10 protein-coding genes are annotated in these 13734 nt (G+C 71.9%); 2 read left to right on the forward strand and 8 right to left on the reverse strand.

Features of this window, described 5'->3' with window-relative positions; all coding sequences use genetic code 11:
- Positions 1-149: 149 nt before the first annotated feature.
- From AB0L59_RS41615 to AB0L59_RS41630, 4 genes are all read right to left on the reverse strand, one after another.
- Complete coding sequence (locus AB0L59_RS41615; RefSeq protein ID WP_365593298.1) at positions 150-1637, reverse strand: LCP family protein; 1488 nt, start codon at positions 1635-1637, stop codon at positions 150-152.
- A 509-nt stretch (positions 1638-2146) separates the two neighbouring features.
- Entirely contained in the window at positions 2147-3907 is a 1761-nt protein-coding gene (locus AB0L59_RS41620) for an LCP family protein (protein WP_365593245.1), read from the reverse strand.
- A gap of 231 nt (positions 3908-4138) precedes the next feature.
- Positions 4139-5362, reverse strand: a complete 1224-nt coding sequence (locus tag AB0L59_RS41625) for an LCP family protein (RefSeq protein WP_365593248.1) — start codon at positions 5360-5362, stop codon at positions 4139-4141.
- A gap of 208 nt (positions 5363-5570) precedes the next feature.
- Entirely contained in the window at positions 5571-6326 is a 756-nt protein-coding gene (locus tag AB0L59_RS41630) for a TIGR03089 family protein (protein WP_365593250.1), read from the reverse strand.
- A 129-nt stretch (positions 6327-6455) separates the two neighbouring features.
- Here AB0L59_RS41630 and AB0L59_RS41635 point away from each other — a divergent pair, with 129 nt between their 5' ends.
- Positions 6456-7835 carry a peptidoglycan recognition protein gene (locus AB0L59_RS41635; RefSeq protein WP_365593253.1) on the forward strand — a complete coding sequence of 460 codons (1380 nt, stop codon included), beginning with the start codon at positions 6456-6458 and terminating at the stop codon, positions 7833-7835.
- Between the two features lie 185 nt (positions 7836-8020).
- Positions 8021-9103: an NDP-sugar synthase gene (locus tag AB0L59_RS41640; protein WP_365593256.1), complete on the forward strand. Its 1083-nt coding sequence runs from the start codon at positions 8021-8023 to the stop codon at positions 9101-9103.
- A gap of 254 nt (positions 9104-9357) precedes the next feature.
- On the opposite strand, the gene AB0L59_RS41645 is transcribed toward AB0L59_RS41640, so the two are convergent.
- The 4 genes from AB0L59_RS41645 to AB0L59_RS41660 form a co-directional block, all read right to left on the reverse strand.
- Positions 9358-10380 (reverse strand): DNA-3-methyladenine glycosylase 2 family protein, encoded by a 1023-nt coding sequence (locus AB0L59_RS41645; RefSeq protein WP_365593259.1) that lies wholly within the window; start codon positions 10378-10380, stop codon positions 9358-9360.
- 105 nt (positions 10381-10485) lie between these two features.
- Complete coding sequence (locus AB0L59_RS41650) at positions 10486-11793, reverse strand: coenzyme F420-0:L-glutamate ligase (protein WP_365593261.1); 1308 nt, start codon at positions 11791-11793, stop codon at positions 10486-10488.
- Complete coding sequence (cofD, locus tag AB0L59_RS41655) at positions 11790-12749, reverse strand: 2-phospho-L-lactate transferase (protein WP_365593264.1); 960 nt, start codon at positions 12747-12749, stop codon at positions 11790-11792. Before cofD ends, AB0L59_RS41650 begins: the two co-directional genes overlap by 4 nt.
- Positions 12750-12783: 34 nt before the next feature.
- A complete protein-coding gene (locus AB0L59_RS41660; RefSeq protein WP_365593267.1) occupies positions 12784-13326 on the reverse strand; it encodes a cysteine dioxygenase family protein in 543 nt (180 codons plus the stop codon).
- Between the last annotated feature and the right edge of the window lie 408 nt (positions 13327-13734).

The following is a 13734-nucleotide window of genomic DNA, read 5'->3' on the forward strand; positions in this document are numbered from 1 at the left end:
CAACGTACGCGGTCTTCTCGGCGGCAGCAGCGCCGCCGTCACGGCCCTTCCGGTCCCGCCGCTCGCCGCCACCGGCACCGCCACCGCGGGGCCCACCGCACGCGCGGTGGGCCCCCTCGACACGGTGTCGCACGAGGGCGATCAGCCGGCTACCACTGGTAGGGCTTGTACACAGGCATGCACTGCCCCTTGTCGGCGCCGTTGATGGCGTCGGAGTTGCTGGGCAGGTCGCCCGCCTTCGGCTGGGACTGCTTCGGGTAGCTCGTACCCGTGCGCCAGTCGGTGCCCACGACCACCGTGACCCCCGACACGTCGGTGGACTTCGTCACGGAACTCATCGGGATGCCGAGCGCCTTGGCGACGGCCTGCGCGTCACCCTCGAGGTCCGCGCTGGGATACCGCACGAGGGTCTTCTTCTCGGACAGTCCCGTGGCGGCGGTGTCGGCCGCCGCCCTCGCGTAGCCCTGCTGTGCCAGCGCCTCGGTGATCTGCTTCGCCCGGAGGGGCACCGGGGCCTCTGCGGAGTCCCCGGTGGCGTTCTGCACGAGCACCCCCAGCTGACCGGCGGCCACCGAGGGGGTCCTGGCCGGCGCGGGCGAGGCCGCCTTCTTCTTCGCCTCCGGCTTGCCGTTCTTGTCGAAGGGCACGTCGTCGCGGAGCATCTGCCACATCTTCTCGGCGTTGTCGCCGTCCGGCAGGACGTGCGCCTGCGGGTCCTCGGGGTCCGCCACCCAGGGCATCGTCGTCATGGTGATGCGGTCCGTCGGCACGGACTTCAGCTGCATCGCCAGGTCGTACAGCTTCTTGACCGAACCGAGTTCCTCCGAGACCTGCAGCGACTTGGTGGCCGCCTCGGCCAGGTCCATGAGCCGGCCGCTGTCGGTGAAGACGTTCTGCTGTTTCAGCTTGCGGAACATGGAGTTCAGGTACATGTGCTGGGCCCTGGCGCGCAGCGGGTCACTGCCCCAGGCGTGCCGGGTGCGCAGCCACTGAAGGGCCTGCGTGTGCTGGATGTTCCACGTCCCCGCCCGCAGCTTCAGGCCGGAGCCGCCGGGTGCGTCCGGCGTCGGCCGGTCCCAGACGTTCTCCTTCACACAGACGTCGACGCCCCCGATGGCGTCCGCCATGTCGACCACGCCCGCGAAGTCGACCATCATCCAGTGGTCGATGTAGACCTTGGTGAGGTTCTCCCAGGTGGCCACCGTACAGCCGGGACCGCCGCGGCCCAGTGACGAGTTGATGAGGGCGTTGACCGGCGGGTAGTTCTGGCCCGTCTTGGGATCCTTGCACCGGGGGATGTCGACCCGCGTGTCGCGCGGGATGCTGACGAAGGCGGCGCTCTTGCGGTCCGCGGAGAGGTGGATGAGCATCTGCACGTCGGCGTTGGGCGCGCTGCCGCGGTTCTGCCTGGCGCCGCCGAGCTTCACATCCGCGTCGCTGTTACGGCTGTCGGAGCCGATCAGCAGGATGTTCATCGGCGTCTGCCCGGCCGCGTTCGGCTCGGGCTTCTTCGCCTTGGAGTCGCCGCTGAGGAGCTCGCCCTTGCGGATGTTGCCGTTGAGATGCCGAAGGTAGAGATACCCGGCGCCGGCCGTGCCGAGTATGACGACCGCGAGCACGGTCGCGGACCAGCGCAGCGTCCGCCGTCTGCGCCGTCGCCGGTCGGTGTTCGAGCCGCCCGTGCGTTGTCGGCGGACGGACTCTGCGGATCCCTCCGGCGTGTGCGAGCCGCCCCGGCCGCGTGGCACCGCCTCCTGGTCCGAAGGAGCCGTCTCCCCCACGTTGCTCCGCGTCAACTCCCTGCCCCCTCCCCACCCTGTGTGTCGTGTGACGGGCCCGTCCCGCCCCGGTTAGACGCACGACGGACCCGTTGGGTTACCTGTGAGGCGAACTTGCCTTCGCCTGGTGCGGAATCATCCGCGCGCGGAGCCCTGACCCGGCTGCCCGGACACACGTGATCTTGAACGCGGGGTCATTGTCCAGCAGGCGGGTAAGAGCCCGCTGAGAGGCGCAGGAGGTCAACGGGGCCGAGTGCAGGGGACGTTGACGTCTGCACCCGGCACCCGGTCCATGTGCGGCGGCCGTGCCGCCCGCGGTGCCCCGATGGCCAAGGGCGTGAGCAGAGGCACCGTCACGGCCGGCGGAGTCAGCTGGCGCACTTCACCTTGTCCGCCGTGGACTTGTCGATCCCCTGCGGCGCCTTCGACGGAGCGGTGAGGGAGACGCCCGCACCCTTGAAGTCCTTGCCGAGGGTCAGCGTCATCGCCGGCAGTCCCTGGGAGTTGGTCACGCTCTTGCCGGGCTTGAGCGCGGAGCCGGACAGACCCATCAGCTGCGCCAACTCCCGTGCCTGGGCCGCCTGGTCGGGCGCGTACTCGAGAGTGGTCTTGCTCAGCCTCGCGGGCGCGTTACCCGCGTTCTCCGACTTGAGCACGCCCTCCTTGTTCTGCAGCCAGTCCAGGGTCTCCTGGGCGCTGCCGCCGACGGCGCCGCCGTTGAGGATCCGCACCCGCACGTCGGACGGTGCGGACCTGCTGCCCTTCAGGCGTGCGGCCTCCGCGTCCTTCTGCGCCTTCTGCTTCTTCTTCACCTCGGTGAAGGAGACGTCGTTGATGATCGCGTCGAACACCTGCGGGGCCAGCGCCGGGTTGACGATCACCGTCTTGTGGTACTTCCCGTCGGCCGGGTTGTCGAGCACGGGTACCGTCACGAACGAGATGTTCTTCGGCGGTACCTTCTTCAGCTCCAGCGCGACGTCCTTGAGCGTTGTCACACTGCCGATGCCCTTGTCGACGGTGAGTGCCTTGGTGGCCGCCTCCGCCAGGCTGAGCAGCTTGGTCGGGTCGCTGAGCGTGTCACCGGAGGTCATCTTGCGCATCAGTGAGCCCAGGAACTGCTGCTGCACCTTGATGCGGTCCAGGTCGCCGGCGTTGCCCCAGCTGTGCCGGGTACGGACGAACGCCAGTGCCTGCTCGCCCTCCACCTTGGACTGACCGGCGGGCAGCTTGAGATGTGACTCCTTGTCGTTCACGGCGTGGGCGAGGCACACGTCAACGCCGCCGACCGCGGTCGTCAGTGTCTTCACCGCATTGAAGTCGACCATGACGAAGTGGTCCGGCGTGATGCCCGTGACCTCCTTCACCGTGCGCATCGTGCATCCCGGGTCCCGGCCCTCCTGGCCGAGACTCTCGTTGAAACGCACCTGGTCGGACCCGGGGATGACCTTGGTCGAGCCGTCGGCCTGCTTGGTCGGGCAGTCCGGGATGTTCACGACCAGGTCGCGCGGAATGCTCATCGCGGTCGCGTTCGTCCGGTCCTTCGACACGTGCAGCAGGATGTTGGTGTCGGCGTGGCCGACGCTGTTGGCGTCGCCGTATCCCTCGTTGCCCTTCCCGGTCCGCTTGTCGGTGCCGATGATCAGGATGTTGAAGGCGTCGTCCTTGCTGAAGCCGTTCTTGCCCGCGCTGCCGATGTCCGTCGTGGTGACGTTGCCCTCGAGGTGCTTGAGGTACAGATAGCCGGCAGCGCCGATGGCGACGAGCACGAACGCCGTCCCGCCGGCGGTCCACGCGAGCACCTTCTTCGCCCGCGACTTCTTCTTCACCGGCCTCCGGGCCGCCCGCCTCCCCTGCGGGGACTCCGGCTCGGTGGCCCGGCGCCGGGACGCACGCGGCGGCACCTCGGCTCCGCGCGCCTGGCGCGTCTCTCCAGCCTCGCCGGGCGCCGAGTCGTTACGCCTGCGGGGCGCACCGGCGTTGTCCCGGGGAGCTGCTCTGCGGGGGCCCGGAACCGATGACTGCGGTGCGGAAGGGCTCAGTCGCAGTTCGTATTCGCCGGTGTCCGGGTTGAGTACCCACTGGTCTGCGGGGTCGATGTTGTCCGCCCGCCCACGGCCTTGCGCGTCCACGGTTGTCCGAATCCTCCGTTGGGGCCACGCGGCGCCTTCCCCCTCAAAGACGCTCGGGTCTCGGTGAAACAGTGCACGACCCCAGGACGGACCTCGTGGCCAGGTGCACCGGATCGCTCACACTATCCGCCCAGTTCAGCGTCAAGCGACGCCGGTGACAAATTCCACCTGCCTACAACTGGGCAATCCGCCTCATTTCCTGGACGGAAGTTCGGCGCCTTGATGTGTGCATTACCCACAGGTGTGTTCGGCGGCGGTGTTCCCGCGGAACGTGGGCGCGGGGGAGGGGCCGCCCTGCGCGGGGGAAGGGTCACTCTGCGCGGGGGAGGGCTCGTCCTCGCCGTCCGTCCCCCCGCCCGTCTCCGCGGCCCCCTGCGGCGTGTTCCGGGCCACCACCACGGGCTGGTCGGCCCGCAGCCGGGCGAACAGCTTCTCGGCCTCCGGCTCCACGAGTTGGTCACGGTTGGCGTCGTACACGTACGACTCCCTCGGCACCGTCAGGAACTGCACCCGTTCGGCAGGGATGTCGCGCAGGCCGCGCACCAACTGGTACATCCCGTGCAGACTGGCCAGGTCCGGATCGGTGGTCAGCGCCGAGGTCGCCGCGTCCAGCACCGGATACAGCTTCACCGGGTTCAGCAGGACGTCGTTGCTCTGCATCTTGCTGACGAGCGCGGCGAGGAACCGCTGCTGGCGTTCCATGCGTTCGGTGTCGCTGCCGGTGCCGAGCGACTTGCGGGCCCGCACGTAACCGAGCGCCTGCTCCCCGTCCAGCTCCACCTTGCCCGCGGGCAGCTTCAGCTTGGCGGCCTTGTCGTCGATGGGATCCTTCAGGCAGACCCGCACGCCGTCCACGGCGTCCACCATCTCCTTGAAGCCGCTGAAGTCCACGACCACGTGGTGGTCGATCCGAATGCCCGTCAGCTTCTCGACGGTCCGGATCGTGCATGCCGAACCGCCCACCTGGAAGGCGTGGTTGAACATCGCGAACACCGGCCGGCTGCGGCTGCCGTCCGGCTGCCGGCAGCCGGGGATGTCCACCATCAGGTCCCTGGGCAGCGACACGGCGGTGGCGCCGCGCCGGTCGGCGGCCAGATGCAGCAGGATCGTCGTGTCCGACCGCTCGCTGCCAAGGTCCCTTCCGTACGCGCCGTTGCCGTCCCCGGCCCGCGTGTCGGACCCGATCAGCAGGATGTTCTGCGCGCCCCGCACCAGCTCGGTGGGCCGCTCCCGCTCGTACCGTGCCAGTTCGCGGGCGGCCGCGTCGTCGGCCGTGATGTTGCTGCTGAGCTTGGCGTAGAGGGCCCAGCCGGTGCCCGCGGCCGCCACGACGAGCGCGGTCAGCCCGAGCGCCACGCCCTTCGCCCACCGCCGCCGACGCCGCCGCCGAAGCCCTTCCCCGGCGGCCGAGGCCCCGAGACCGGGACCGAGGGCCTTGCCTGCGGTGTCGGTCACGGGCGGGGCACCCCCTCACGGCGTACGAGCGTCACGTCCTGCTCCTACGACCATGGCGGGGGCGGAGCCGCCGAAGCCCCCTTTGCTGCTCCATTCGGGCGACGGCGGCCGGCCCGGGGGCGCGGGACCGTACCGATACGCGGTTGCGCCACGTGGCGGCGTACGACCCCACGCGCCCGCACCCGCCGTACGGCCGATGCCCTGCCGCTCAGCGGCGTACCGAAGTCACCCGCTCGCTCTCGATCCGCTTGGCGAGACCCTCCTCGTCCAGCCGGTCGAGATTCCGGCACAGCACCACGGAGCCGCCGACGGCCAACGGCGCGTACAACCCCGCGCCGACCCCTTCCCAGGTGTCGTACGACAGCCCGGACAACAACCTCGATCCGGGCCCCGTCAGGTCCAGTTCCGGCGCGTCCGCCAGGGCCCGTTCGACGACCTCGGCCCCGCTGAACTCCGCCCCCGCGACGATCAGCGCCGGCTCCTCCGGATCCACGGCGGCGAACGGAACGAACCGGTCCCCCTGACCCGGCACTTCCACGGCGTAGTCGGTGAAGCCGTCCGGGGTCTGCGGGAACCGCCCGCCCAACGGCCGCAGCGCCAGCGCGACCCGCTCGCCCCGGCACTCCCGCGCGGCGTCCAGCGTGTCCGGCCCGCTCACGACGACGTCGGCCGCGGCCGGATTCCCACCCAGGTCCGCCACCGCGCCCACCGACGAACAGGCCAGCAGCCACACCGCCGTCTGCCAGTGCGCGGGCAGCAGCAGCGCGACCCGGTCGCCGGGCGCGGCGGCGAGGTCGCCCTGGAGGAGATTCGCGGTCTTGGCCACCCAATTGGCGAAGGTGGCCACGGACAGTTCGACGCGTTCGCCCGTGGCGTCGTCGTAGAAGGTCACCAGCGGGCGGCCGGGGTCCGCGGCGAGCGCGGAAGCCAGCAGGTCGGCAGGGGTGCGATCGGTGGCGTTCACCCGGGACAGGGTACGCGCGGGCCGGTGGGCGCCGGGTTCGGCGGGGCCACCGGTTCGGCGGAACGGTCTCCGACGGGCCGTCAGTTCATCGTTGGACAGATGTGTACGAGTATGTCCACGATCATGGACATGCGTGGATTCCTGACCTCGTCCCTCGGTGTCCCGTCGCTCGCCGCGCCCTCGATCGGCGTCGCCTGCGCCACGGCCCTCGCACTTCCGCTGCCGGCGCTGCCCGCGACCGCCGTACCCGCACAACCGTCAACAGCGGTACGACCGTCCGATTCCGGTGTCCCGGGCCGCACCCGCTCGCTGCCCCTCGCCCCCCTCTCCCGCGAGCGTGTCCTGGGCAGCGCCCCGGAGCAGGGGGTGTACCGGCCCTCCGGCGAGCGCTTCTCACTGGTCGGGGTCGTGTGGGACGACCCGGACACCGAGCTGCGCGGTCGGGTTCAGGTGCGCACCCGGTCGGCTGGGACGGGAACGTGGTCCGGCTGGCAGGACGTCGAGACGCACAATGCCGACCACGGCGCCGACCCGGGCACGCCGGAACGGGAGGCGCGACGGGTGCGCGGGGCGACCGCACCGCTGTGGGTGGGCGACTCGGACGGGGTGGACGTACGGGTCCGCGCTGTCGGCGGGGGTGCACAACGCAGTCCCGCGGTGGAACCGAAGCCCCCGCTGCCCGCCGGTCTCCACCTGGAACTCGTCGACCCCGGCGAGGAGGCGCCGCCCCCGGGCGCGCCGGCCGACGCGCCCCGCACCGGTCTGGACACGGACGCGGCGCGGGCCGCCTCGGCCGCCAACACCGGCATCGCCCACTTCGGCGCCCGGGAGATCCCCGCCCTGGGCAAGCGGGCCACCGAGCGGGAACTCGCCCGCCTCCAGGGCCCGGTGCGGGGAAAGCCGCACATCGGGTCGCGCCCGCGGATCGTCACCCGCCGCGGCTGGGGCGCGGACGAGTCACTGCGCGAACCGGGGTTCGCGTACTCGAAGCAGATCAAGGCCGTCTTCGTGCACCACACGGCCTCGGGCAACAACTACGCCTGCTCGCAGACCCCCTCCGTCATCCGCAGTATCTACCGCTACCACGTCACGAGCACGGGCTGGCGGGACATCGGCTACAACTTCCTCGTCGACAAGTGCGGAACCGTTTACGAGGGCCGGGCCGGCGGCGTGGCGAAGGCGGTCCTCGGCGCGCACACCCTCGGCTTCAACGGCAACAGCATGGGCATCGGCGTGATCGGCACGTATGGCGCGACGAAGCCGTCGAGCGCCGCCGTGCGGGCCGTCGCCCGGCTCACCGCGTGGAAGCTCGGGCTCTACGGGACCAATCCGCGTGGCAAGACATATCTCACGTCGGGCGGTGGCAACCTCTACCCCAAAGGTAAGAAGGTACGACTGAACGTGATCTCCGGCCATCGGGACGGGTTCGCCACCGAGTGCCCCGGCAAGCGGCTTTACGCCAAGCTCGGTACGGCCCGTTCCGGCGCGGCGCGCTACCAGGGGCGCTGAGCCGGCCCGGGCGCGCGTTCGGTGCCGTCGCCGGGGGACTCGCCGTCTCACACCGTTCTCTCACCGATCTCGTGGGAAACGGAGTGGTTGTCAAGGGTGCCGCCGCTACGGTCTGCATACACTGACCGGCCGAAACGAGTGAAACGAGTAGTTCCGCCGGTCCCGGCAGGAAGCAGAGACGACAGGTGACAGAAGCGATCCTCCTGGTCGGCGGCAGAGGCACCCGGCTGCGTCCGCTCACGGTGCACACGCCCAAGCCCATGGTCCCGGCCGCCGGGGTGCCGTTCCTCACGCACCAGCTGGCGCGCGCCAGGGCGGCGGGCGTGGACCACATCGTGCTCGCCACGAGCTATCTGGCCGAGGTCTTCGAGCCGTACTTCGGCGACGGCTCCTCCCTGGGCCTGCACATCGAGTACGTGACGGAGGAGGAGCCGCTCGGCACCGGCGGTGCCATCCGCAACGTCGCCTCGCGTCTGCGCTCCGGCCCCGACGATCCGGTGCTGATCTTCAACGGCGACATCCTGACGGGCCTGGACATCAGGGCGCTGGTGGACACGCACGAGTCGACGTCGGCCGATGTCTCCCTGCACCTGACGAAGGTGACGGACCCGAGGGCCTACGGCCTGGTCCCCACGGACGAGACCGGCCGCGTCCTCGCCTTCCTGGAGAAGCCGCAGACGCCGGAGGAGATCGTCACCGACCAGATCAACGCGGGGGCGTACGTCTTCCGCCGCTCGGTCATCGACACGATCCCGCTGGGCCGCCCGGTGTCCGTGGAGCGCGAGACCTTCCCCGACCTCCTCGCGGCGGGCGCACATCTCCAGGGCATGGTCGACTCCACGTACTGGCTGGACCTCGGCACCCCGGCGGCGTTCGTCCGCGGCTCGGCCGACCTGGTCCTGGGCCGCGCCCCGTCCCCGGCCGTGCCGGGCCGCTGCGGCGACCGCCTGATCCTTCCCACGGCCACCGTCGCGCCGGACGCCAAGCTGACCGGCGGCACCGTGGTCGGCGAGGGTGCGTTCGTGGCCGAGGGCGCGCGGATCTTCGGCTCCACGATCCTCCCCGGAGCCGTCATCGAACCGGGCGCCGTCATCACCGACTCCCTCATCGGCGCGAGGGCCCGCGTCGGCGAACGCTCGGTCCTCACCGGCACGGTCATCGGCGACGGCGCGATCGTCGGCCCGGACAACGAGCTCCGCGAGGGCGTACGGGTGTGGTGCGACGCCCACATCCCCGCGGGGGCGCTCCGCTTCTCCTCCGACCAGTAAGCGCTGACGGGCGCAGCCCCCAGGGGGCTGCGCCCCGGGCCGCAGTCTCCAGCGGCGGTTCCGCGGGCCCTTCCGCCCGCGGGCAGCGGCCGTCCACCGCCCCAGCAGCGGGCAGTCGTGCCCCCACATGCCTTACGGGCCTGGGGGTCGCCGGACGGCACGGGCGGACGCCGGCGGTCCCCCTCCGGGGGGAGGCGCCCCGCCGGCGCGGCCCAGCGGAACGCCCTGTCGCCCAGCCACGGCCCAGGCCACTCTCAGAGCAACCCGATGTCCACCCGAGGCATCTTCGGCGCCCTGCGCGCAGGCACCTTCCCGCTCAGCAGAATGAACCGCACCGCCCGGTGCCGCTGCCCGGCATACGGCTCCAGCAGGCGCAGCATCACCGCGTCGTCGGCATGGCGATCGCCCGCCAACGCCCACCCCACGATCCCCGGCAGATGCAGGTCCCCGACCGTCACCGCATCCGCCGCCCCGTGACTGCGCTGCACCACCTCGGCCGATGTCCAGGGCCCCACCCCCGGCACGACTTCCAACCGCGCCTGCGCCTCGACCGCCGGCATCCCCACCGCCTGCTCCAGCCGCGCGGCGACCCGCACGGCCCGCAGAATCGTCGACGCCCGCTTGTCGTCGACCCCGGCCCGATGCCACTCCCAGGAGGGAATCAGCGCCCAGGTCCGGGCCGCCGGCATCACGAACATCGGCCGCTCGCCGGCCCCCGCGGGTCCCGGCGCCGGCTCGCCGAACCTCCGCACCAGCAACCGCCACGCCCGGTACGCCTCGTCGGTCGTGACCTTCTGCTCCAGCACCGACGGGATCAGGGACTCCAGCACCAGCCCGGTCCTCGTCAGCCGCAAGCCCGGCCGCCGATGCCGCGACAGCGCCACCACCCGGTGCCGGGGCACGAACGCCTCCGGCTCGTCGGCCGCGCCGAGCCACTGGGGCAGCCGGTCCAGCAGCCACTCCGTCCCGGGCCCCCACGCCTGGCCGAGCACCTCACCGCCGTACGCCCGCACCCGCAGCGTGCCCGGCCCGGCGGGCGTGCGGCACGCACGCCACACGGAACCGTCCGCGGTGGCCCGGAAGGTGGGGTCGGCGGGTCCACGCCGCAACGGTCCGAGTACCAGCCCGAGATCGAGCGGCCCGTCCGGCACCCACCGCCGTACCCGCGCCGGAGCCGCCGCCTGCCGCGGTATCCCCGCTGAGGCGCCCGCGGGTACGCCGGCATGGCCCCCGCGCACGGTCGTACGGGTGGGCCGCTGAGCGAATCGTCCTGCCACGGATGGGATCCTCTACGGAAGGGGCCCGACGAGACCCTGGGGGAGCCGGTGCCGTGCTACGAGACTAGGCGGTCGTACGCGGGCCACCGGCCGCGTAGGCCGAACTCACCGCACCTCGACGAACGCCTCCGCGTCCCGCTCCGGCCGCGGTCTCGGCTCCTCGGCCGGATGGCCGACCGCCACCGCGCCCATCGGCTCCCAGTCCGCGGGCAGCGCGAGCACCTCGCGCACCACGTCCCGGCAGAACATCGTGGACGACACCCATGCCGAGCCCAGCCGCTCACCGGCGAGCGCGACCAGCAGGTTCTGCACGCCCGCGCCCATCGCGACGACGAACATGTCCCGCTCGGCGCCGTCCCGCCGCGTGTCCCCGTAGTGGTGCGAGCCGTCCATGACGAGGCACGGCACGACCAGGTAGGGCGCGTGGCGCAGGACGTCCCCGCGGCGCACCCGCTTCGCGACGGACTCCTCGCTCTTGCCGTCCCGGCGCAGGTCGGCGATCCAGGCCTCGCGCATCGCGTCGAGCAGCCGGGTCCGGGACTCCGCCGACTCCAGCAGGACGAACCGCCACGGTGTGGTGTGGTGCGGGGCCGGTGCCGTCACCGCCGCCGCCACCGCGCGCCGTACCGCGCCGGGATCCACGGGCTCGCCGGTGAAGGCCCGGACCGTGCGCCGCTGGGTCACCGCCTCCCGGACCGCCTCGGACGTGCCGAGCCGGAACATGTCGTCCCGCGCGGTCCGCACCAGTGCCCGCGCGCCCGCGCCGTCCTCCGGTGCCAGCACCTGCGGCAGCCCGCGCACCACGGCCACCGGGCGCCCGGCGGCCTTGCCCTTCACCAGGTCACCGGCGGCGGCCAGTTCGTCCGCCGTGGCCACGATCGTCGCGCTGAGCGGATTGCCGTGCGCGTCCGTGCCGCCGCGCAGATCGTCCAGCACGCGCACGCCGGCGGCGCCGATCGCCACGTCCGTGAGGCCCGCGCGCCAGGGCCGCCCGAAGGTGTCGGTGACGACCACACCGACATCGACGCCGAGGGCCTGGCGCAGACCCGCGCGGATCGCGCGCGCCGACGCGTCCGGGTCCTCGGGCAGCAACAGCACGGTGCCCGCCGGGGTGTTGGAGGCGTCGACCCCGGCGGCGGCCATGACCAGGCCCTGCCGGTTCTCCACGATGCGCAGCGCGCCGCGCTGGGCCACGACCCGGACCGTCTCGGCGTCGATGGCCGCCTCCCGGTCGTCGGCCCGGACGATCCGGCCCTCCGCCTTGGAGACGATCTTGGAGGTGACGAGCAGCACATCCCCGTCGGCCAGGCCCGGCTCGGCCGCGGCGATCAGCTTGGCCAGGTCGTCGCCCGGCTGCACCTCGGGGATGCCCGACAGGGCCCGGACCGTGAACTCCGGGCGCTCCTCGCTCACGCTTCCCGCACCTCCTCGGCCAGCGTCAGCGCCTCCCGCGCCATCTGCGCGGTCGCGTCGACGTCGGTCATCATCAGCGGTACGGCCCGGCAGCGGATCCCGTCCGCCTCGACCCGCTCGACCGCGGCCGCGTCCACGGTGTCCACAAGCCAGCCGTCCAGCAGGCCGGAGCCGTAGTGCTCGGCGACCGCGGCGGCCGTGGACTCCACGCCGACCGCGGCGAGCACCTTGTCGGCCATCCCGCGCACGGGCGCGTCCCCGACGATGGGGGACAGGCCGATCACGGGCACGCCCGCGTCCGCGATCGCCTCCCGGATGCCGGGCACGGCGAGGATGGTGCCGATCGACACGACCGGGTTGGACGGCGGGAAGAGGATGACGTCCGCCTGGGCGATGGCCTCCAGCACGCCCGGCGCCGGCTTGGCCTGCTCGGCGCCGACCGGCACGACCGCCTGCGCCGGGACCGAGGCCCGCAGCCGCACCCAGTACTCCTGGAAGTGGACCGCCTTGCGCTCGCCGTCCACCTCGACCGCCACGTGCGTCTCCACGCGGTCGTCGGTCATCGGGATCAGCTTCACGCCCGGCTTCCAGCGGTCGCACAGCGCCTCGGTGACGGCGCTGAGCGGATAGCCCGCGCCGAGCATCTGTGTACGCACGATGTGCGTGGCGAAGTCCCGGTCGCCGAGGCCGAACCAGTCCGGCCCGACCCCGTAGGCCGCCAGTTCCTGCTTGAGGTGGAACGTCTCGTCGGCCCGTCCCCAGCCCTGCTCCTCGTTGATGCCGCCGCCCAGCGTGTACATCACCGTGTCGAGGTCCGGGCAGACCTTGAGCCCGAAGAGATGGATGTCGTCGCCGGTGTTGCCGATCACCGTGACGTCCGCGTCCGGCACGGCCCGCTTCAGACCGCGCAGGAAACGGGCACCGCCGATGCCGCCTGCCAGAACCACAATGCGCATGGGACCAAGTCTTGCAGGCGGGTACGACAACGCGTCAGGCAGTCACCGAACGCGGCCGGGAGTGCGCCTCGCAGTGCGGGGCGGTGTGCATCGGCATCTGCGTCAGGCCCGGGTAGTACACGTGGAGGCTGACCGCCGGCTCCAGGGTGTCGTTGACGACCTCGTGGACGTACCCCGGCGCGAACACCCTCTCGCACTCTCGGCTGCGCTCGAGCGGGTGGCCCTGCACGCCTCCCGCCGTCAACGCGCGCGTGCCGCGTTCGGTGCGCTCGGTGAGCGTGCCCTCCAGGACGGTCAGGACGCCGGAGGAGCGGCCGTGGTCGTGCAGCCCGCTGCCCTGTCCCGGCACCCAGGACAGCAGCCACACCTCGTAGCCCGGCCCGGTGCGCAGCCGGTGGTACCAGCGGGTGGTGGCGTCGTAGCGGACCAGGTGCGCCCACTGGGCGCGGTCGGCGGCGATCGAGCGGGCGAGGCCCACGAACTCGGCAACGGTGGCCGGGTGCTCGCGCGGCGGCTGGAGCAGGTGCGGGACTTCGAGGATGTCGCCGGCGATCTGGAGGTCGTTGTCGCTGTTCATGGGGTGCGGTGGTTCCTCGGTGAGAGAAGGCCGGGGGGAACGGGGAAGGGGAACGGAAACCGGGTCACGGGGGGACACGGCCCGCAGCTGGAGCGAGGGGTGTGGCTCAACAGCTGGAACAGCGACAACAGCTACAGCGGGCCCGGGCAGCACCATGGGACCCGGCGGTGCGGGTCGAGGTGAGTGCCGAGTGCGCGAGCATGCCCACTAGGACATCGGTTCACACCCGCAGTGTCAACTCGGCGCCCGCGATGTGGACCGGTTTCACCTCATCCGGTTCATCTGTCAGGTGAAAGGTTTGTTCACCGGGATGCCGGGACACATGGGGCACATCCAGGCGCTCAAGCCTCGCGGAACGTGATCGAACGCCAGGGCGTCCTTCTCCGTATAGATGTCCGTACGGGGTTC

Origin of the sequence: Streptomyces sp. NPDC052109, assembly GCF_040680195.1 — a bacterium.
Classification (GTDB): domain Bacteria; phylum Actinomycetota; class Actinomycetes; order Streptomycetales; family Streptomycetaceae; genus Streptomyces.